At 57.0% G+C, this 20995-nt stretch carries 22 protein-coding genes; 13 read left to right on the top strand and 9 right to left on the bottom strand.

Annotated features, from left to right (window positions below; all coding sequences use genetic code 11):
• The first annotated feature begins 85 nt into the window (after nt 1-85).
• The 10 genes from AB1724_18830 to AB1724_18875 all read left to right on the top strand — a co-directional run bounded on the left by AB1724_18830 (nt 86) and on the right by AB1724_18875 (nt 7944).
• On the top strand, nt 86-1606 hold the full coding sequence (locus tag AB1724_18830) for a hypothetical protein (GenBank protein ID MEW6079869.1): 1521 nt from the start codon (nt 86-88) through the stop codon (nt 1604-1606).
• A gap of 77 nt (nt 1607-1683) precedes the next feature.
• A complete protein-coding gene (locus AB1724_18835; GenBank protein MEW6079870.1) occupies nt 1684-2247 on the top strand; it encodes a hypothetical protein in 564 nt (187 codons plus the stop codon).
• 10 nt (nt 2248-2257) lie between these two features.
• Entirely contained in the window at nt 2258-2683 is a 426-nt protein-coding gene (locus AB1724_18840) for a hypothetical protein (GenBank protein ID MEW6079871.1), read from the top strand.
• Nucleotides 2684-2999: 316 nt separating this feature from the next.
• Nucleotides 3000-3662 carry a hypothetical protein gene (locus AB1724_18845; GenBank protein ID MEW6079872.1) on the top strand — a complete coding sequence of 221 codons (663 nt, stop codon included), beginning with the start codon at nt 3000-3002 and terminating at the stop codon, nt 3660-3662.
• Between the two features lie 18 nt (nt 3663-3680).
• Entirely contained in the window at nt 3681-4262 is a 582-nt protein-coding gene (locus AB1724_18850) for a DUF2284 domain-containing protein (protein ID MEW6079873.1), read from the top strand.
• 26 nt (nt 4263-4288) lie between these two features.
• Nucleotides 4289-5230, top strand: coding sequence for a DUF2284 domain-containing protein (locus tag AB1724_18855; protein ID MEW6079874.1), 942 nt, complete (start codon nt 4289-4291; stop codon nt 5228-5230).
• A 56-nt stretch (nt 5231-5286) separates the two neighbouring features.
• The gene (locus AB1724_18860) at nt 5287-5949 is read left to right on the top strand and encodes a TetR/AcrR family transcriptional regulator (GenBank protein ID MEW6079875.1); all 663 of its coding nucleotides are present in this window, start codon (nt 5287-5289) and stop codon (nt 5947-5949) included.
• A 35-nt stretch (nt 5950-5984) separates the two neighbouring features.
• Nucleotides 5985-6758, top strand: coding sequence for an SDR family NAD(P)-dependent oxidoreductase (locus AB1724_18865; GenBank protein MEW6079876.1), 774 nt, complete (start codon nt 5985-5987; stop codon nt 6756-6758).
• Nucleotides 6759-6770: 12 nt separating this feature from the next.
• Complete coding sequence (locus AB1724_18870; GenBank protein MEW6079877.1) at nt 6771-6911, top strand: hypothetical protein; 141 nt, start codon at nt 6771-6773, stop codon at nt 6909-6911.
• A 139-nt stretch (nt 6912-7050) separates the two neighbouring features.
• Nucleotides 7051-7944, top strand: coding sequence for an alpha/beta fold hydrolase (locus AB1724_18875; GenBank protein MEW6079878.1), 894 nt, complete (start codon nt 7051-7053; stop codon nt 7942-7944).
• 23 nt (nt 7945-7967) lie between these two features.
• Here the strand turns inward: AB1724_18875 and AB1724_18880 are convergent, their stop codons facing one another.
• From AB1724_18880 to AB1724_18900, 5 genes are all read right to left on the bottom strand, one after another.
• The gene (locus AB1724_18880) at nt 7968-8894 is read right to left on the bottom strand and encodes an SDR family NAD(P)-dependent oxidoreductase (GenBank protein MEW6079879.1); all 927 of its coding nucleotides are present in this window, start codon (nt 8892-8894) and stop codon (nt 7968-7970) included.
• A 3-nt stretch (nt 8895-8897) separates the two neighbouring features.
• Nucleotides 8898-9713 (bottom strand): EFR1 family ferrodoxin, encoded by an 816-nt coding sequence (locus AB1724_18885; GenBank protein MEW6079880.1) that lies wholly within the window; start codon nt 9711-9713, stop codon nt 8898-8900.
• Between the two features lie 24 nt (nt 9714-9737).
• Nucleotides 9738-10091 (bottom strand): hypothetical protein, encoded by a 354-nt coding sequence (locus AB1724_18890; GenBank protein ID MEW6079881.1) that lies wholly within the window; start codon nt 10089-10091, stop codon nt 9738-9740.
• Between the two features lie 43 nt (nt 10092-10134).
• On the bottom strand, nt 10135-10518 hold the full coding sequence (locus tag AB1724_18895) for a YajD family HNH nuclease (GenBank protein ID MEW6079882.1): 384 nt from the start codon (nt 10516-10518) through the stop codon (nt 10135-10137).
• Nucleotides 10519-10595: 77 nt separating this feature from the next.
• On the bottom strand, nt 10596-11330 hold the full coding sequence (locus tag AB1724_18900; protein ID MEW6079883.1) for a DUF502 domain-containing protein: 735 nt from the start codon (nt 11328-11330) through the stop codon (nt 10596-10598).
• A gap of 215 nt (nt 11331-11545) precedes the next feature.
• Between AB1724_18900 and AB1724_18905 the strand changes: the two genes are divergently transcribed.
• On the top strand, nt 11546-12409 hold the full coding sequence (locus AB1724_18905; GenBank protein ID MEW6079884.1) for a 4Fe-4S dicluster domain-containing protein: 864 nt from the start codon (nt 11546-11548) through the stop codon (nt 12407-12409).
• 31 nt (nt 12410-12440) lie between these two features.
• Here the strand turns inward: AB1724_18905 and typA are convergent, their stop codons facing one another.
• The 3 genes from typA to mscL all read right to left on the bottom strand — a co-directional run bounded on the left by typA (nt 12441) and on the right by mscL (nt 16714).
• Nucleotides 12441-14279, bottom strand: coding sequence for a translational GTPase TypA (gene typA, locus AB1724_18910; GenBank protein ID MEW6079885.1), 1839 nt, complete (start codon nt 14277-14279; stop codon nt 12441-12443).
• Nucleotides 14280-14527: 248 nt separating this feature from the next.
• On the bottom strand, nt 14528-16234 hold the full coding sequence (locus AB1724_18915) for an acyl-CoA dehydrogenase family protein (protein ID MEW6079886.1): 1707 nt from the start codon (nt 16232-16234) through the stop codon (nt 14528-14530).
• A gap of 66 nt (nt 16235-16300) precedes the next feature.
• Nucleotides 16301-16714 carry a large-conductance mechanosensitive channel protein MscL gene (gene mscL / locus AB1724_18920; protein ID MEW6079887.1) on the bottom strand — a complete coding sequence of 138 codons (414 nt, stop codon included), beginning with the start codon at nt 16712-16714 and terminating at the stop codon, nt 16301-16303.
• Nucleotides 16715-17485: 771 nt separating this feature from the next.
• On the opposite strand from mscL, the gene AB1724_18925 reads away from it, so the two are divergent.
• Complete coding sequence (locus AB1724_18925) at nt 17486-18079, top strand: DUF2284 domain-containing protein (protein ID MEW6079888.1); 594 nt, start codon at nt 17486-17488, stop codon at nt 18077-18079.
• A gap of 42 nt (nt 18080-18121) precedes the next feature.
• On the opposite strand, the gene AB1724_18930 is transcribed toward AB1724_18925, so the two are convergent.
• Nucleotides 18122-19123, bottom strand: coding sequence for a potassium channel protein (locus tag AB1724_18930; protein MEW6079889.1), 1002 nt, complete (start codon nt 19121-19123; stop codon nt 18122-18124).
• 339 nt (nt 19124-19462) lie between these two features.
• Here AB1724_18930 and AB1724_18935 point away from each other — a divergent pair, with 339 nt between their 5' ends.
• Nucleotides 19463-20851, top strand: coding sequence for an acyl-CoA dehydrogenase family protein (locus AB1724_18935; GenBank protein MEW6079890.1), 1389 nt, complete (start codon nt 19463-19465; stop codon nt 20849-20851).
• Nucleotides 20852-20995 lie beyond the last annotated feature (144 nt).

Consider the following 20995-nt stretch of genomic DNA (forward strand, 5'->3'; position numbering starts at 1 on the left):
GGGATGTTGTGGCCGGTTTGATCTTTACATCCGTAGAAAAATGTGGGCGGGCTGTAACGCTTAATCGATTATGAGGAGGGCGGTTATGAAAAAGTCGACCAGAGGTTTGTCGTTGGTAATCATGGCGCTGCTGGTGACAGCGGTGCTCTCCGGCCAGGCGTTGGGCATGGGGTCGCTTCCGCCGCCGCCGGATTTCACCCATGAACCGCCCCGGAACCCGTTTGTCGCGGACTCTACCTGGCCCATGAGCCACTGCCATCCTTACTGCCAGGCGTCCTCCCCCTACCCCGGCCCGGAAACGTCCGACCTTGGCACCACCACTTCCTATACCATGGGCATGCCCGGCCTGATCACTCTGGCGGTCTCCGGCAAATATCCGGACGGCGGCCGGGTGGTCTGGGGCAGCTCCTCCACCGACGTGTTCAAGGCCGACACCTCGTTGAACTACATCAAGGCCATGAAAAAGGAGAGCCTGACGCTTTCCTCGGTGTTTTCCCCCGACGAGATGCTTTCGGGCGCCTACACACTGGTGGATAAGGACAATATTTTCTACATGCCGCGGTTCACCAAAATATTCGCCTTTGGCGACGCCACCGCCGGCAAGCGCTATTCGGGCATCGTGATCAAGCGGACCTATGAAATCCCGGCCGGACAGTTGGCCGCCGCGGAAGAAAAAATCGTAGGGCTGTCCATGACCTGGGACGGCATGCTGGTATTCGCCACCAGCCAAGGCCTGGTGGGAGCGGTTTCCCGGGATTTCACCCGCGCCTATTACTACCGGTTCGGGCCGGACGAGCAGATATCCAACTCCATTGCCTGCGACGAGGCCGGCGGCATCTATGTGGTGACCAATCTGAACATGTACCGGGTGCAGTGGACAGGCAGCCGGCTGACCACGGATCCCGCCCTCGGCGGGTGGACGGCCGGCTATGAAACCGGCGAGGCCTCCGGCGTACGCCTGGGTGCCGGGTCGGGCTCCACGCCGACGCTAATGGGCAGCGGGACCGGGGACAAGTTCGTGGTCATTACCGACGGCCAGGACGTCATGAACCTGGTCCTGTTCTGGCGGGACAAAATTCCGGCCGACTGGCAGCAGATCCCGGGGACCAAGACCCGGCGCATCGCCGCCCAGGTGCCGGTGACCTTCGGCGATCCGTATGCCACGGACACCCTGTCGGAGCAGTCCGTCTGCGTCCGGGGCTACGGCGCACTGGTCGTCAACAACCAGTTGAAAACTTCGCTGAACAACCAGGTCATCAGCATCCTCCTGTCCGGCGTAAATATCATCGCCCCCTACGGAGCGGAGAAATTCGAATGGAACCCGGCCACCCGGAAGATGAACAGCGTCTGGGTCAACCGGGAAGTGAGCCTGCCCAACGGCATCCCGTCCATGAGCCAGGCCACCAATCTCGCCTACTGCGTCGGCCAGGACTGGCTGGGGTCGTGGACTTTCGAAGCCCTGGACTGGACCACCGGCAAGTCCGTGTTCAGCCATGTCTACGGCGCCACCCCCGCCTTCAACAGCGCCTATGCCGCCACGGAAATCGGGGTGGAGGGCGCCCTCTATACCGGCACGATTATGGGCATGGCGCGCATGACTTATTAATACGGAGCTTATCCCCCCTTGATTTATTGGCGGTTTTGTTGTTTCCTGTATCTGCCAAAAAAGATGGGAGGGGAACCATGCAAAAACCGGAAGAAGAAAAACATGATTGCGCGGCCGGCCGGCCGGAGCCACCCTGGCCGGGATATTCGGCCGTGATCACCTTCATTCCCTGGCCGTTTATCGTGGGCCTGGCCGTGTATATCCTGTTTCATACCAACCGGGCCATGCTGGGGCTGTGGGTGACGGCGTTTATTCTGTTTTTCTTTCCGCTGCGCTACCTGGTCTGCGCCTGCTGCCCCTATTACGGTCAGCGCTGCTCCACTATCATGGGGCTACTGGTACCGCTGATGTTCGAGCAGCGCCCGGGGAAACCACTGGCCATCGGACTATGGCTGGATATTGTTTCCTTCGCGGTCCTGGCCATCATCCCCGTTCCCTATGCCTGGCGCCTGGGCGGGTTCTGGCTGACGGCTCTGTGGCTGTTTGTGTTCGGTTTCTTTCTTGCCTCCCTGGGATTGTTCGGCTGCCGGTATTGTCCCTTTACCCATTGCCCCATCGGTAAGGCCAGCCGGGGCCTGGCCGGAATGCTCGGGTTGCGGCGCTTTGCACGGCCTGACCGGACGGACAAACGGATCATGTAGGGACGGAAAAATGAACATCCCCGAAAATCTGCTCGAAGTGCGTGAATATAATAATGAAGGCTACCGGCCCCTGATTGATTACCAGGCCTGGCGGGTGGCGGTTTTAAATTTCAGCGATGCGCTGCTGCCGGAAAACCTCACCTCCATGCAGCGCCACAACGAAACCGACGAGGTGTTTGTCCTGCTGCGCGGCGGTTGCATTCTGTTCGTCGGCAACGGCGATGACGAGGTCACGGATATTTACGCCGAGAGCATGAAACCGCTTACGGTTTACAACGTAAAAAGGGGGGTATGGCATACCCACACCCTGACCCCGGACGCCATGGTGCTGATCGTGGAAAACCGTGACACGACCTATGGGAATTCTCCTTTCTGCCCGTTAGTCGAGGACCAGCGCCGGACGATACTGAACTTGGCCCGGAAGCTGAGGCACTGATCATTCCTTCCGATTCTTCGCTCAAGACGTTGCGGTAAGCCAATCTCGTAACGTTCAACCTCGTCGGTATGCTTCGCCGGGTTCAAGGAGTCTCGCGGAGGAACGCTTTTTTTGAACGGTGCAGAAAAAGCCCGCGATTTGACTCGGGATCGGGAAAAAAAGATTTGTGGAAGGAAACGGATTGACTTTTGTTTTTATTCCTGTAACACTGTTACAATAACGATGTTAATTAAACCTCGGGGTTCGGAAACGATCAGCCGGAAGAGAGGCTGACCTGACTAACCGCCCGGCCAAAAAATTATTCCGGAACATGAATATGCGGATCATAAAAAAAATCGTCATCGCCGTCGTGATTATCGTTCTCCTGGACGCTGTTGCCGTAGGCATCAATATCCTCCAGAACGGTTCCCGCGCGTGGGACGGCCGTTCCGTTGATAAAATCCTCGGCGTCCCGGCGGAAAACGCCGCTGCGCTAAATGTCGTGACGCTTTCCAAGTCCGATGTCATGCAGCTCTTTTACGCAGCGGAAGCCCCCGATTTTCAGCAAATGAAGGGTGAGTACCGCGCGGAACTGGTTCCCGTCGGCATTCTTTATTCCGTTAATGCGCTTTATTCCCATCTCCTCATGGGGCCCGGCCATTGGGAAGGCAAGGCCTTTTTCCCCTTTGAACAGGAAAAGGGCTGGGGGTACAATCTATTCTCCACGAAGAAGGACAATCGTGCCCAAATCGTCCGGACCATGAAGATGGATACCTTTACCGGCCCGTCCCGTTTTGACGGCAAGCCGTCCTTTCATCTGGTTTATGCCGCGCACAACCGCGGGCGCAACCATTCCATGCGGGATGAGATAAGGAAAATCAATGACCGGCTGTGGATCGGCATGGGCTGCCTGGCCTGGGATCTGGATACCCTTAACCCCACCCCCTTTCTGCTGTATGGCTACCCGGCGCCGTGGGTTGGATTAGATATGAAACAGTAAATACGGATCGGGAAAATCATGAAAGTCGCTTGTATTGAATCCGGCCCGAAGAACAGGGAAAAGACAAAGACTTTTCTGAAAGAACTCTGCGAACTGGCCGTAAATGAAGGCGCGGATGCCGCCGGGGAAATCTCTTGTCAGGCGCTGCCTTTTGCGGATCAGGATGAAAAGCCGTCCGAAGTTTTGCCGGAGAAGCGGTCCCGCCACTGGCCTGAACCGGTCTATCCCAAAGATGATTTGAAACTGGCTTTGCAGAAATTCCGGCATGCCGTGATCTTCCGGGTGGAAAGCGGCAAAGGCGGCGGTGATCCGGGTCGGTGTGAAGCCCTCCTGAAGGTTTATACCATCGCGTCAAAACTGGAGTCCGCCGGTTTTTACGGCGGCTACCATTTGGCCCTGGGCCTGGCGGCCGGCAGTTGCCGCGAAGTCTTCTGCGGGAAGGAAGAAAAATGCCAGGCCCTGAAAAACGGCAGCCCCTGTCGTCATCCGTTGAGAGCCAGGGTCTCCATGGAAGCCTGCGGCCTGGACGTCAGGGAAATCGCCGCCCGGGCGGGCTGGACGGGAGAAGGTTTTCTGGTGGGCATGGTCTTTGTGGACTGATTTTTCCGAAAAAAGGACGGCAGCCGATGGCGGCAAAAAAGGCAACAGAGAAGAGACATCTGAAAAACGGAGAGGCCCTCCGGGAGCTGGTTGGGCTGGCCCTTGAATGCGGGGCCGGCGAGGCCCAGGTGATCGATGCCGGGGATGTCCGGTTCGATCCCCGGGTCAGGCTCAAATGCCTGATCCCGCCCTGCTACATGTCTGGCCAGTGCGGTCACTGCCCTCCCCACGGCTTTTCAATGGAGGAGACGCAAAAAAGGCTGTCCGGATACAGTCACGCTGTTTTCTTTCGGGTGCCCGTGGACAGTTGCTTCATCGCTTCCCCCCTGATCTCCGAAGCCCTGATCGAACACCGGATGGACGACCGGAGCGATCTGTGGGGGGTGGGGTTGTCCTACGTTCTCGTCGTCCAGATCGCCGTGCTGCTGGAAAAAAAGGCCGCGGAGCTGGGACTCCGGGCGACGGGGTTCACGGCCGGGGACTGCAAGGACATCCTCTGCTTTTTTCACAGCCACTGCATGGCCCTGATCAGCCAGAAGAAGGGTTGCCGTCACCCGGATCTGGCCCGGCCGTCCATGGAATCCTGCGGCATGGACGTCTTTACCATGGCCGCCCGGGCCGGATGGGAGACCTATCCCATCGGCGGCACCTGCCGGCCCGGGGACGTTCCCCAGGGCGCTCTCATGGGACTGGTCATGCTGGGCGAAGACAATGACGCGGTCCGGAAGGCGTCCCCGACCGGACAGGGCCTGCGGCCGACGGTAGCGGCGCTTCCGGACCCCCCGTTCAAGGGCTTTTCGCACAAAATGAAGGTCTACCGTGAGAAGCACATTTCCCTGCCCAATATGCTGCGCATCGCCCTGTGGACCCGGCGCCGGGCTTTTCTGCGGGTAATGAAAAATTTCCGGCGGATGGAAGGATCCTGGTCCGGCGCATTGAAACAGATGAAGAACGTCCAGTACCTGTGACCGGTATCGGGGATGGCGACGAATAGACATGGCATAAACGCCTTCAGGAACGGTTGATGCCCAGGAAACCGAGGACCGAAAGAGAGACAGACCGGGTCCGGAAGAACATTCTCGAACAGGCGCTGGCCCTGATCCAGGAGGAGGGTTTCGAGGGCTTTTCCATGCGCAAGTTGTCAGGTCGCCTGGGCGTTTCGGTGGTGACGCTGTACCGGTTTTATGAAAGCAGGGACCATCTCTATCTGGCGGTCCTGGGCCGGGGGTTTGATCTCCTTTTTCAGGATATCCGCAAAGCCTATGACGCCAAAAAGACCCCCGAGGCCCGGCTCCGGGCCATGGCGCGGGCCTACCTGAACTTCGGCATCCGGCAGGCCAACTTCTACAACCTCATGTTCACCTGGCACGTGCCCAAGTACCAGGATTACGTGGGCACGCCCATGGAGGCGGCCGCGCGGCACGAACTGGATGAGTCGCAGAAGGTGTACCGTTTCACCATCGAAGCCGTCAAAGAACTGGCGGGTACCATCCGCCCGGTCACGGAAGAACAGATCCGGGGGTATATCATTTTTTTCTGGAGCGCCCTGCACGGATACGTGGCCGGGATAAACAACAAATTGCTGACTTACATGCATGAAGATCCGATATCGCTGCAGGACGGCATCGTTGATCACCTGTTTGTCTACCTGCGGAGGATAATCGAGGATGAAAAAGAAAAAGGCTGACAGGAGAATCATTTAAGGAGCGAGTAATCAACAAAATGAAATCCTTGAAAGACAATATCATTCTTATCACCGGCGCGGCCGGCGGATTGGGGCAGGAGTTTGCCCGGCAGCTGCTGGCCCTGGGCGCGCATCTGATCCTGACGGACCTGGATGAAAAGGCGCTGGCGGAAATATCCGGCGGGCTGCGCCAAGCCTCCGGTAAAATCCTGGGCATGATCGGCGCCGATATTTCCGGTGCGAAAGGGTGTGAGCAACTGCATCAGGAAGTCCAGAGGATTGCGCCCCGGGTAGATATGCTGATCAACAACGCCGGTCTGATCAACTACGGCTATTTCTGGGAGATTCCGGCTGATAAATGGGAAAAACTGATGGAAGTAAATCTGACCGCGCCCATGCGGCTTTGCCGGTTGTTTGTGCCGGACATGATCGCCCGTGGCGACGGCCATGTCGTATTCATATGTTCGGTGGCCGGGTTTGCCGCCACCTCCCTGGGAACGCCGTATTCCACGTCCAAGTTCGGGTTGCGGGGATTTGCCATGGGGTTGTCCGGCGAACTGAAGGACAAGGGGGTGCGGGCGACCATTGTCTACCCGTCCTGGGTCAACACGAAACTGCTCAGGTCTCCGGAGTTCGGTGCAGCGGCAGTTAAGCCGCTGCCGTCGATTTTTGCCGAAGATCCGGTCAAGGTGATCCGGGAGGCGATAACAGGAATCCGGAAGAACCGGCTGCATGTCTGCCCGGGGCTGTTCGCCAAAATCGTCTGGCAGGCGGCCAGGGTCCGGCCCATTGTGTCGCGGCAGTCGCATTAATCAGGAGGTAACATGGAAACGGAAAACAAGCCGTCTTCAAAATTGAAAATAGCGATTCTGACGATTGCTTTTGGCGCAATCGCCGTTGCTCTGTACCCTTTTGTCGTGGAGCTTTGTTACAAAATATTCACGCGCATTATGTCAGGGCTGTAGCCGGGCCAGCCGGGTCAGACAAACCGGAAGTTGTCCTGCCGGGAGTCGGATGTGTTTGCGGAGGACCCCGCAGAGCTGGCCTGCTGTCGCTCAGAGGCCGGGAGGAAAACCTCATTATAAATTTTGTCAGGGGACAACCATGATCCTTGAAGAACTGAATTTCCAGAGTAAAGGCACCCGTTGCGGGGCGACGCTGTTTCTGCCGGAAGGCGAGAAGAAACCGCCCCTGGTGGTCATGGGCCACGGGTTTGCCGCCCAGCAGGATTTCCGGCTGCCGGCCTATGCGGAGAAATTCGTGGACCGCGGTCTGGCGGTCATGACCTTTGACTACCGCAACTTCGGCAAAAGCGACGGCGCGCCCCGGAATCTGGTCAACCCCGGACGCCATGTGGAAGACTGGCTGGCGGCCATTGAATTCGGACGCGGTTTGAAGCAGGCGGACGGCTCCCGGATGGCCCTGTGGGGGACATCTTTTTCCGGCGGTCATGTGCTGGTCGCCGCGGCCAGAGACGGCCGCGTCTCGGCAGTGGTGTCCCAGGTGCCCTTCGTGGACGGCATCGCCACGGCCATGAGCCTCAGCCCGGTTTCGAGCCTGACCGGCCTCTGCCACGGCCTGGCGGATGCTGCCATCTCCCTGTTCGGAAAAGTTCATTACGTGCCGGTAGTCACCGATCCCGGTCGCTTCGGCCTGATGAACACGCCTGATGCCATGTCAGGTTTTCTGGCGCTGGTGCCCAAAGACACGGCCTGGGAAAACAAGGCCCCGGCCCGGATCGCCCTGACCCTGGCCGGTTACCGGCCGGTGAGTTATGCTTCCAGGATCCAGTGCCCGGTGCTGATGGTCTGCGCCGAGAAGGATTCGCTGATACCGGCCGCGGCGGTGAGAAAATGCGCGGCCAAAATCAGAAACGCCCGGCTGGAGGTTCTGCCGGTGGGCCACTTTGAAGTCTATGTCGGCGAGTTGTTTGAAAAGGTATCGGCGATGGAGGCTGATTTTCTGGCGGAAAAACTGGGGTTAACAGGGCAGCGGTGAAAACACAATACAGCAGCTTCTTTTCAAATGTATTTCGTGGCTAAACCCTCAAGCAACTCCCAGAAGGCCGCGGCCTTTCCTGAATCCGCCGCCGGGTCGCCGGGGTGGAATTCGATGCGGCCCATCATGTTGTGATAATAGGCGCCGGATGTAAGACCGGGTTGGATGGCGCAGAAAAGGGATGTCTGAGCGCCGGCTTCGGTTGATATGAACAGCGCTTTTTTCAGCCGGTGAACGAACCCGCCCAGGTCTCCGCCCAGGTTCGAGGCGACAACCCCCGGATGCACCGCGAAGGCGGGCCATTTTTCATAACGCCGGGAAAATTCCCGCACCCACCACAAATTGCCGAGTTTGCTTCGGCAGTAGGCAAGCTGCCCGCCCAGAGCGCCTTTGTACCGGAAGTCCGGGGTGCAATCCCTGGCGAGGATGTAAATATCGCCGGTCAGCATCACGATCCGCGCATCATCGGCTAAACGGGTATGGTTGATCAACCGCCGGATGAGAACATGATGCCCCAGGACATTGACGGCAAAAGCGGTTTCAAACCCTTGAGCCGACGCGGAATAGCGCGTCGGCCAGATTCCGGCATTGGCAATGACCGCGTCAACGGGGCGGCCCGGCCATTGCCGGCCGATCTCGTCGACAGCGCGGCCGACGCTTTCAAGGTCTGAGAGGTCAAGGGGGATGAAATGAACGCCTGCTTCGGACACGGCGCTGATTCGGGCCATGGCCGCTTCGGCCTTTGACCGGTTCCGGGCCAGAATCACCACCTCGGCGCCACGGCGCGCCAGGCCCAGGGCGGTTTCCAGCCCGATCCCGGCATTACCGCCGGTTACCAGTATTCGCTTGCCGTCTAAGCGGGGTTCGTCGGGGCAGAAGGTGATGGCACCGGATGGCTGCCAGAAGGCTTTGAAAAGCCGCAGAAGGAGTGTTCGCGGCGGCCGGGACAAAATCTAAGCGTCCTTGTTTCCGGACAGGGCTTTGGCCATGTCCCGGACATGCATGCCCTTGTTGTAAACGGAAGGATCGAACCAGGAACTGATCCAGGCGTTGGCGGGGCAGATGTTCAGGCATCCGCAGCAGCCCAGGCAGAGCCGGTCGTCGTAGTGGATCTCGCCGCCGGCCATGGTGATGGCCCCGCTGGGGCAGAGACCGGCGCAGAGGCCGCACCGGACGCAGGCTTCCCGGTTGTATATCCGCCGACCCAGAAACCACTTGGGGCCGTTGGCCGGGGACGCGGCGCCGATCCAGTGCAGGGGGTTTATGGGATTGAAGATCGGGCGTTTGCCCGGCCGCTGGTTCAGGACCCTTTCCCTGACGAAGTTTTCCACCTTTTTAAACGAGGCGTCGTCGGGCTTGTTCCGGTCATTTAAGAACGGCATCCATTTAACAAAGGGGATGTAACTGTCCCGGCACCGGATCAGGACATGGCCGGCCAGCCGGATATTTTTTGCGGCCAGCAGTTTGCGGAAGAGCCAGTCGGTGTTGGCGGCGGCGCCGGCGTAGGTGATGACGGCAAAGGCCGGCCGGGCGGAGGCCAGGGGCGCCATGTCGGATATAAGCCTTTTTACGGTAACGGGAACCTGGAAGTTGTGCACCGGAAAGGCAAAGACCAGGGCCTGGGCTTCAAAGTGTTCCGGCCCGGCCTTTTTCAGCGGCACGGTGGTGACGTTCCAGCCGTCGGCCGCAAGTACTTCCCGAGCTTTCAGGCCGCAGGCGTAGGAATGTCCGGTCTGGCTGTACCAGAACAGGGTGGCGTTCTTTTGCATAATAATCCGTTTCAGTGACCGCGGCTATTCCTTTTCAGCCGAAGCGGCTTCTCCTTTTTTGCTCTTCTTTTCCTTTTTCTCGGGAACAGCCTTGGACTTTTTCTTCTTCTGGGACGGCTGGTTCCTGGTGGCTTCTCTGGTCGCTTCCTTTTCCTGCTTCTTGACGACCTTGTCGCTGTTGAGCTTTTCAGTGGCGGCCACGGCCCGCAGCCGGGCGCCGGCTTCACGGATTTCGGCCCTTAACTGGCGGACCAGGGGATCCTTGGCGATCTGCTTGGGGTCCAGGCCCTTTTCTTTGAGACGGTCGAGACAGGTCGTCAGTTTTTTCTGCACTTGCTGTTTGCGTGCCTCCGCATGTTTTTTGGCTTTGAGGTTCATTGATCTCTCCTGATGAGGTTATGGCTTGTTTGTTTGATGTGCTTTACTTCTTGTCCTTCAGCAGCGCCTCCAGCCCGGCGAAAGGCTTGTGGTCGTATGCGGGCCGCTGTCCGATGTCCGGATCAGAGGTATCGTAGGCGTCGGCCACCGCCTGGCGGCCATGCTGATTTTCGTGGCAGTAAAGGCAGAGCAGCTCCCAGTTACTGCCGTCGGGCGGATTGTTGTCATGATTATGATCCCTGTGGTGTACGGTGAGTTCCCGCAGCCTTTTCCCCGAAAACTCCCGACCGCAATGGGCGCAGATCGGCGGGAACAGTTTGAGCGCCCGTTCCCGGTAGCCTTTTTCCGCCTGCTTCCGGCGACTTCGTACGTCGGCCAGGAGCTGATTCAGCCGATCATCGTCCGCTATTGTTGCCGCGGGGGGCATATGGCGACGCTCCTCCAAAAATTTCCGGCTAACCTATAACAGGGCCGATATTCCCTGTCAATATTTTCAAAAAGCTTTCACTCTTTTCCCGGCGGTTCCCCGGCCGCGGTCACTGGACAGGGCTGCAAATCGGCCGGAAGACCCGTGTGCTTTGAGGGACGCTCCTTCATCGGTTGGACCACTCCCATGGACATGAGCATTTTGAAGGCATCCTCGACGGTCATGTTCACGTTCACCACCTTGTCTTCCGCGGTCACCATCAGAAAACCGGTGGTCGGGTTGGGCGTGGTGGGCACAAAAACATTGATCATTCTCCCGCCCAGTTTACTGTCGAACAGGGCTGACGATTTATTGCTCACAAAGCCAATGGACCACAGGCCTTCCCGGGGAAATTCCACCAGGACCACCCGCTGGAAAGAGGTGGTGCCGTCCTGGAGGACCGTTTCCATCAACTGCTTGCTGGTGCGATACACAATGCCCACCAGTGGCAGCCGGTTGAGGATGGCTTCGCTGATGCTGATCAGCCGTCGCATGATCCAGGCCTGTCCAATCATCCCCGTGAACAGAAGCACCACGATGACCGTCAGCAGGGCCAGGAAAAAATCAGCCGCGGAAAGAAGGATGTTCAGCGGCTGGACAGCGATATCCGGCAGGAAGTCAAGCCACTGGGACGGTACACTCTGGGGTAGAATATCGAAATCCAGAACACCATACAGCCATTGGACCAGCCGCAGCAGAACGATCCAGGACACCAGAATGGGAACCAGAATCAGCAGCCCCGTTATCAGGTATTTTTTTAATACGGACTTCATGGTTTTTTACGCTCATCTCCTGATTGCTACTGTCATGTATACCGGGATGGGCCGGTAAGTCAATTGGATTCATCCGGGTTACGCCCCGATTGTTCTGTTTTTTCAAAGGATTTCCATCTGGACAAAAGTTGTTATTCATTGACTGCATAGTCGAAAACGAATATGGTGAGATTATTTTAAAGCATAAAACAGGCGGAAAGGAGATAATTGCCATTATGCTTTTTTCAGAAAAACCCCTGCGGGAACGATTTGCCGCCAACCAATCCAACTGGCGCTGGTACGCCAAGGGCTTTACCGCGGCCATGGGCCGGGCGGCCAATTTTGTGCGAACGCCGGTTCTGGGCGACCTTTTAAAAAAGATTGTTCTCATGGACGACCGCCCGACCAACCTGACCCAGGCCTACACCTTCGACCTGAACTATTCATTGAGCGGCAACCAGCCGGTGGAAAACGTGGTCCTGCCCATCGACGTGATCCGTCAGTCGATCATGGCGTCGTCCTATCGCGCCATCATGCACCAGTGTTTGTGCCGGACCGGCCGGCAATGCCGGGACTATGACAGCCGGCTGGGCTGTATTTTCCTCGGCCCCGGGGCCGAGGCCACGGTGAAAAACGGCGTGGCCCGGGAGGCCACCGTGGCGGAATCCCTGGCGCACTTGGAAAAAGCCGTTGGTTCGGGGTTGGTCGGTATGGGCATGTGGATCGAGGCGGAAAATTACATCTGGGGAATAAAGAAGGAGCACCATCACCAATGGCTGGAAATCTGCTTCTGTTGCCCCTGCTGCTGCATCGCCCTCCAGAATTTGAGGAAAGTGACGCCCGATGTCAGGGGACGGTTTCGGCACATGGGCTGGCAAGCCCGGTTGGCCGGTGCCTGCGACGGTTGCGGCCGCTGCCCGGCGGCCTGTCCGGTTGAGGCCATACACATGGCGGATGGCGGCGTCAGGATTTCGGGGGCGTGCCTGGGATGCGGTCTCTGTGTGAGTGCCTGCCCGGCCGGCGCCCTGGAGGTTTCGCCCGTGTCGCAAGGCGGAACCATGATTCAGGATTATTTTAAAGGGTTCCGGCCGGAACTGTGATCTTCGCGCCTGGTTTTCCCCGCAGGCGGAATCAGGCGGAAACGGCCGTTCCCCTTCTTTCAAAGGTCTTGCGGCCGTGGGCGGAAAGAATGGCTTTTCGCAGGCGGATGCTTTTCGGGGTCACTTCGATTACTTCATCGTCAGCGATGAACTGGATGGCTTTTTCCAGGGTCATGGGCGGAACGGTGGTCAGGGTAATGGCCTCATCCTTGCCGGAGGCCCGCATGTTGCTCAGCTGCTTGGTTTTGCAGGGGTTGACGTTTAAATCCGTGTCCCGGTTGTATTCCCCGACAATCATGCCTTCATAGACGACATCCCCGGGCTGGATAAAAAGCTTTCCCCTGGCTTCCAGGTTAAACAGGGCAAAGGCCACGGCCCTGCCCTGGCGGTCCGACACCAGGCTGCCGGAGAAGCGGCCGGGAAAATCTCCCCGAAAGGGTTCATAACCGGAAAAACCGGCGTTCATGATGCCGGTTCCCCGGGTATCGGTCAGAAATTCGTCCCGGAAACCGATCAGCGCCCGGGAGGGAACGGAAAATTCCAGGCGGGTCCGGTCGTCGCCCTGGCGCTCCATGCGCATCAGGCTGCCTTTTCTCTGCAGCAGTTTTTCGGTCACGATCCCGCTGTAGGCGGTTTCACAGTTGATCAACAGATGTTCAACCGGCTCGAAACGCCGGCCGCCTTCATATCTGTAAATCACCTGGGGACGGCCCACGCAGAGTTCAAATCCCTCCCGGCGCATGGTTTCAATGAGAATGGCCATCTGAAATTCACCCCGCCCTTTGACGATAAAGCTCTCCTTGCTTTCGTCGATCTCCACCCGGATGGAAACGTTCATGAGGCTTTCCTTGATCAGACGGGCGTGGATTTTACTGGCTTGAACCAGCGCCCCTTCCCGGCCGGCCAGAGGGGAAGTATTGATGGCAAACCGCATGAAGACCGTGGGCTCATCCACCCGGATGCGGGGGAGGGCACTGGGACTTTCGTCGGTGCAGATGGTATCGCCGATGTGAACGTCCTCGATGCCGGACAGGATGATGATGTCGCCGGCCTCGGCTTCGGCGGCGTCTTTTACGCCCGGGCCGTTGTACACCTGAAGCCGGGAAACCTTCAACGGGACCTGGTTGCCGTCTTCATGAATGCAGACCAGGTTCTTTTTTGATGTCGCCGATCCATTCACCACTTTGCCGATGGCCAGCCGGCCCAGATAATCCGAGTAACTCAGATCGGACACCAGCATCTGAAAAGGCGCCTCCGGGTCGGCCGCGGGCGGGGGAATCTCCGCGACCATCATGTCCAGCAGCAGGTGCAGATTTTCGCCTTTATCCGCCGGAGATTTCATGGCCACCCCCTGACGGCCGACGGCATAAAGATAGGGAAATTCGATCTGCTTATCCGTGGCACCCAGATCGATCAGCAGGCTGTAAACCTCATCCAGCACTTCCGCCGGACGGGCGTCGGACCGGTCGATCTTGTTGATGACCACGATAATTTTAAGATTGTTCTTCAGCGCCTTGTCCAGCACAAACCGGGTCTGGGGCAGAGGGCCTTCGGAAGCGTCCACCAGGAGAATGGCGCCGTCCGCCATGGAGAGCGCCCGCTCCACCTCGCCGCCGAAATCGGCGTGGCCCGGGGTGTCGATGATATTGATCTTGGTGCCGTGCCAGTTGATGGCGCAGTTTTTGGCGGCAATGGTAATGCCCCGCTCCCGCTCCAGGTCCATACTGTCCATCAGTCGTTCGTCAACCACCTGGCCTTCCCGGAACAGGCCGCTCTGCCTGAACATGGCATCCACCAGGGTGGTTTTGCCATGGTCAACGTGGGCAATGATGGCAATGTTTCTTATGGCTATCGTATTTGTCTTCTGCATTGATGCAACCGCCTTTACCTCATGCCTGCCCGCTATGGACAGGTATGGATTGTCTATGTGCGCCTGAGCATTACGCTATTTTAATAAAAAAAGAAAACTCTTTTTGTCAGGGGAAGAAGTCTTTTGCGGAATGGCGGACTGCTGTTAACGGGGACCTGCCGGAGAGCGCCTTGGCCGTAATCGCTAAAAGAACAATGACCGTTTCGTTTTTTCAGGACTGGGCGCCCTCCCTGGCGCCTGTTCCTGTGCTATGGGTTCATTTTATACGCATCAACCAGTGAATAAACATGTTTATCCAGGACCCTTTTAAACTTGTCCGCGTCCGCAACCGGCCGCTTGAGCATTTTCAGGCAGGCCTGCTGCTGGGCTTCGGTGCTGCCGGGTTTGGCCCGCAGCTCCAGTCCGTAGCGGGCAAAGTCCCTGATCATGAAATCAAAGATCAGGTCGAGAATGTCATCATCGATTTTTTCAATGGCCGCGCTTTCGATGATCAGCTGGCCATAGGCCACCAGGGTGAACAGTTCGCCGACACAGAGCAGGTAGTCAAAGTCGTTCATCATCTGGTCTTTTAATTCCATTCCGGAAACCACCAGGAACTCTTCGTAGGCCTTGATCTGCTCCTTGAACACCTCGATATTCGGCAGGCTTTTGGAGTTGTAGGCAAGGTGGTAATCGTGAAACTGGATCTTGCCGTATCCCCGGGTGGGGCCCTGCTGGAACATGAAGTCGTCGTTCTGCGCCCCGTTCATTTTGGGGATTTCCGGGTATGGTTTCGGGTTGAAAAAATAGCTGGGAATGATCTTGGCGATCAGGGCCATGTTGACATGCCGGGTCCCTTCCAGCTTGGGATACCCGCGCAGCTCCACCACCGCCTGTTCAAAATACATGTCTTTTTCAAAACCCCTGGCGGCAATGATGTCCCAGAGCAGTTCGTGAACTTCCTCGCCCTGAATGGACACCTTCATCTTCATGATGGGGTTGTACAGCAGGTAGCGTTTGTCTTCCGGAGAGGCGGCCCGCATATAATCCGTGGCCCGCAGACCGAACAGCTTCATGGCCGCCAGTCGGCAGAAGGCGTCCACGAACAGGCGTTTGACATGGGCGAACTCGGTCACGTATTTGCCGTAGAGGTTGCGGTGGGCGGCGTGATTCAGGGCTTCATAAAAGGAATGGGTGACGATGCCGATGGAACCGGAGCCGATGTTGAACTTGCAGATGTTGATGGTGTTGAGCATGTCATCCCAGGCCTTGGGGCCGCGGGACAGGATCTCCGCCTCGGTGATGGGGTAGTCATGAAGGTTGAATTCAGCCACGAAGTTCTGGGCCCAGATGACATTCTGGACGCACTCGTATTTTTCATGCTTGGAATTCACGGCGAAGAAGACGTATTCGTCCGTGCCGTCGATTTTTCCGAAGACCGTTATGATGCCGGCTTCGTTGCCGTTGCCGATATAGTACTTGCTCCCCCTGGCCAGGTAGGTGCCGTCTTTCTGGGGGTAAAGCTTCATGGCCGAGGAATAGATGTCGGCCCCGTGATCTTTTTCAGACAGGCCGAAGGCGCACAGGGGATTTTCCCGCAATTTTAGAACCGCCTTCTTCTTGAATTCTTCGTTGTCGCCCAGGAAGACCGGGTCAAGGCCCAGGGTGGAGACATGGTACATATACCAGTAGGCGGTTCCGTAAAACCCGAGGATTTCGGAATACTCGAACATGCGGTAGGTGCTGTAGTACTGATCCGGATCGCCATATCCTTTGGGCAGGAACAGGGTTTCAAAAATGCGCTCTTTTTTGACGAATTCGGCAAAGTCGTAGGTGAACTCCCGGGAACGGAAATCCTCCTTCATCTTTTTCATGCCTTTGTTTTCAAACCATTCGATGGTCTTGATCATGATGTCCCTGGATCGCTGATCCGGATAATGACGGTCCTGGTACTTTTTCGGGTTCAACAGAATCATGAGCTTTCTCTCCTTTGGTTAAAAATAAAAAATCTCACGGAAATGAGATCGTTATCGTTGTTGTGCCTAAACCTTCAGTTCCGAGGTGCAATGGGGGCAGCGGGTCGCCTTGACGGGGACGGCGGAAAAGCAAAATGGGCAGTCCTTTGTCGTGGACTCGGCCGCCGGCGCCGGCTTTTTGAATCGGTTCATCTGCTTGATGACCATGAAAATGGCAAAAGCGACAATGACAAAATCCAGAACCGTGTTGATGAACAGGCCATAGTTGATGGTCACGGCCTCGGCCGCCTCGGTTTTTTCCCGGAGCGTAACCGCCAGGGCCGAGAAATCCACGTTTCCCAGCAGCAACCCGATGGGCGGCATGATGACGTCCTTGACCAGCGAACTGACGATCTTGCCGAAAGCGCCGCCGATGATAATACCCACGGCCATGTCAACGACATTGCCGCGCATGGCAAAATCTTTGAACTCTTTAATCATTCCCATGGTTTATCTCCTTTGCTGTGAGTGGTTATATCAATACCACGTCAAAGGCCTCAAGTCAGTTGCCTCGTCTCCTTCCGACCGTCTTGTGAGCCTCTTTTCTTTGTAATCAATGCTGTTTTATCCGAACTGCCGGAGAAGAGCAAGCGGTCTTTGCTTTTTACCCTGGTTTTTTTAATGAAAATAAATGCTTGAAAGAAAATAATTTACCTGTAGAATTTCACTTGAATGGCTGAAGACGCCTTCCTGGCGTAACGAACCGGAAAAACAAAAGGGGATAAAAATGACAGGCTCGGAAAAGTCCGTTTTGTTCGCTCCGCGATCATTTCGGGCGGTCTCAGCGGCCCTGGCTGAATTTCTCGAACTCGGGCTGACGCCCTCAGACAGTGAGAAATTCTTCACGCCAGGAACCTTGAGACCTTTATCCCCAAAATGATCGCAAGTCGCTCACAAAAGACTTTTTCCGAGCGCGTCACGGGTTGCAGCAAAATCATTTGGTTTTAAAGGAAATTGTGACAAAATGTCATAAGGGTATCTCTAAAAATTAGAATTTGGATTCGAGGTCAAAGCACGCGAAAATTTTAACCGGAGGAATACACTGAAGTATTTCAAGGATTAAAATTTGAGCGCAACGCCGAGATCGAGCTAAAAGGCAATTTTTAGAGGTGCCCACAAGGATAGGAACAGGCGGTTTGCTTAACAACCATATTCGGTCAACAGGAATAGAATGAAATCACTGAAGCACACCAAATTGATAAAGGCCGAATAATGAGTCAGGACGGGAAGTCCAGTCCATTGATTCAATACGCCCTCGACGCGGGGGCCGACCGGGCCGCCATTGTTGCGGCCGGGGATATTGTTGTTGATGCCGTCCTGGCCGGCAAGTGCCGGGAGCCGGGCTGCCCGAATTACGGATCGTCAAAAAACTGCCCGCCCCACGTGACCGGTCCCGCCGGGCTTCAGGCCCTGCTGAAAACCTTTCATCAGGCCCTTGTCTTCCGGATCGACGTTCCCACGGCGGATCTTTTTTCCGAAAAACGCATCGAAGTTTTTCAGCGGCTCCACAAGACCGCGGCCGCCATTGAGCAGGAGGCGCATAAGACGGGTTTTCCGCGGGCCAGGGCCTACGCCGGCGGCTCCTGCCGGGAACTTTTCTGCCAGGACCAGCCGGACTGTTCGGCGCTTGCGGCCAACGGAGAATGCCGTTTCCCGCGGCAGGCCCGGCCGTCCATGTCCGGGTTCGGCATCGATGTGGCCCGGCTCTTTGAGACCGCCGGATGGACCCTGACCGTGGCCGATCCTAAAGCCGATGCCGCTGAAAAGAAAATGGCCAACATCTGTGGCCTGGTGCTGATCGATTGATCCCTGGCGGGGGTATCTTTCCCGCACAACTCTCTTTTTTTATCAGGCCGCCATGGCGGCTTTCCCGAATTTTTCCAGGTTGTCGCTGCTGCCCACCACGATGACGGTGTCGTTGGCCCGGATCTCGGCGTCAAAAGAGGGATTGAATATCATGGCGGCATCTGATTTCTTGATGGCGATGACGATGAGGTCAAACTCCTGGCGGATGCGCGAATCGCTCAGGGTCTTGCCGCAGAACCGGGATTCGGGATTAATCGGTATCTCCTCCATCTGAATGTGCCGGTTCTTCCTGGCCAGGGCCAGTTCCAGAAAATTGGTTACGTTCGGCCGCAGCACGCGCATGGCCATGTTGTGGGCGCCCGTATCGTAGGGGGATTCCACCTTGTCGGCCCCGGCGGCGCGCAGCTTGGATTTGGCCGACTCCTGGCTGGCCCGGGCCATGATAAACAGTTTGGGGTTGAGCTGCCGGGCGGTGAGCACCAGGAAGACGTTGTCCGTGTCCGTAGCCAAAGCCGCGATCAGCACCCGGGCGTGTTCAATGCCGGCCTTGATCAGGGTCTCCTCCTGGGTGGCGCTGGCGCAGATATGGAGGACCTTGTCCGCCTCCATTACCGGGACCAGATCAGGGTTTTCGTCGATGACGACCAGGTCCAGGGGGGTTTCCAGCAGGTGCGCGGTCAGTACCCGGCCGATACGGCCGTAACCGCAGACGATATGATGGTTCCGCAGCCGCTTGATTTTTGAGTCCACTTTTCTCCTCCCCAGAATCGCCCGGATTTTTCCGTCCACCATGAACTGGATCACCGATCCGGCGACATAAATAAAGAGACCGTACCCCATGAAGATGACTGCAATGGTAAAAATTCTCCCGGACCGGCTGAGGGTGTGAATTTCTCCATAGCCCACGGTGGTCACGGTGATGATGGTCATGTAAAACGCGTCCAGGAAATCCCAGCCCTCAATGACGATATATCCCGCCGTGCCCATAGCGAGAATGGCGAAGAAAAAAAGAATCAGGCCAAGCAGTTTTTTTGTGCTGATCAATGTCGTATCCGTCCAGCCAGAAAATCAGCGGCGTGTCCGATGACGCGCAACATCTTCCTTACCACCCACCGCTAGCTAACAAACCGTTTTTATGGCCGATACTCTTAACAGGGATTTCCCGTGGTGTCAATAAGCTTTGCGGACGGGTTTTCCGGATTACTTTTTATTTAGGGCATCTCTAAAATGAGATTTTTTGAGATACCCTTTACTTTTAAAAGAAGGTAAGTGTAAATTTACTGTCAATACTGTCATTCCGTAACGGGGGCCATTTCATGTCACACGTCAATGGCGACTATCGGCCGTTTCTTTACTATGGTCCGTCATTCAGGGAGGCTTTTCATGGGATATCTTGACCTTGACATCAAAATGGGGCGGCGCCTGACCGCCTTTCAGGAGACGGTCCGTGAGTTCGGCCGGCATGTAATCCGGCCGGCCGGCCTGACCCTGGACCGTCTGGCCGATCCGGTGGATGTAATCGCCGGCAAATCCGTTCTCTGGGACGTGATCCGGGGATTCCGGGAACGCGGCCTGCACCGGCTGATGATTCCCGCGGCTTACGGCGGCACCATGGGCAAACTGCCCTCCATGGCCACCGTCCTGCTGGCTGAAGAACTGGGCTACGCCGACGGCGGCCTGGCCATCAGCCTGCTGGCTTCCGGAATGCCTTTCGCCTTCGCCCTCCTGTCGCCCCATGCCGAAATCAGGAACTGGGCCGGCGCCTATGCCGACGACCTGAAAGGGGACATCGTCGGCTGCTGGGCCATTACCGAGCCCGACCACGGCACCGACTGGATCATGGGCCTGAGCAAGTGCGGCGGGGACCCGCGCCTGGCGCCGGGACTGACCGCCGTTAAGAAAGGAAACGAATATATTTTAAACGGCTGGAAAGCCGCCTGGGTCAGCAACGGCACCATCGCTACCCATGCCGTGCTGCACGTGGGGCTGGACTCCTCCCAGGGCGTTCACGGTTCCGGCATCGCCCTGTGCCCGCTGAACCTGCCCGGCATTTCCAGGGGCATGCCCTTGAACAAAATCGGTCAGCGGGCCTTAAACCAGGGCGAAATCATTTTCGACGATGTTTGTCTGCCTGAAAAATACATGCTGATCCACATTCCGGGCGTGTTCGGGCCCAATGTCTTCGGCCACGCCTTTCTGGGCACGGCCAACAGCACCATGGGCGCCACCTTTGCCGGCCTGGGCCGGGCCGTGCTGGACGAAACCCTGAATTTCGCCCGCACGAATACCCGCGACGGCGTGCTCCTGGCCGATCGCAAGGACATCCGCATCCGGCTCTTCCGCATGTTCGCCCGGGTGGAGTCCGCCCGGCTGTTCGCGCGCCGGGCCGCCGACTACTTCCTGGCCAAGTCCGCCGGTCCGCTCGGTTCGCTGGCGACCCGGTTTAAGGGCACCTACTGGACGGCCGGCCATGCCTTTGACGCCTACCAGAAGGCCTATGCCCGATACGCCTTTGTCAGGGACCTGGCGGCCAGGTTCAACAATCCGGAGAAGCCTCACCAGCTGTCCGAGTGGGGCAAGTACGGAGTGGCGTCCAAAATCACGGCCACGGAAACGGCCTATGAGGTGGCCGGCGAGGCCCTGAAAATATTCGGCGAGGAGGCGTTTTCTCCGGATCACCCTATCGAGAAGATGCTGCGCGACGCCCGGGCCTCCATGATCGAGGACGGCGTCAACGACGCCCTGGCCATGGCGACCTATGAATGCTTATAAATGTAGCGGAAGGCTTCACAGGCTGTCCAACAGCCTGTCGTTTGAGCCCCCGTTTTTATGGTTAAAAATTACAATTTTTTTTCTTTAAAAACCAGTCAAAAATCAAATTATATGCTTGATTTTATTGAAAATACGTTATATTTT

It is taken from the genome of Thermodesulfobacteriota bacterium (assembly GCA_040753795.1).
Lineage (GTDB): Bacteria > Desulfobacterota > Desulfobacteria > Desulfobacterales > Desulfosudaceae > JBFMDX01.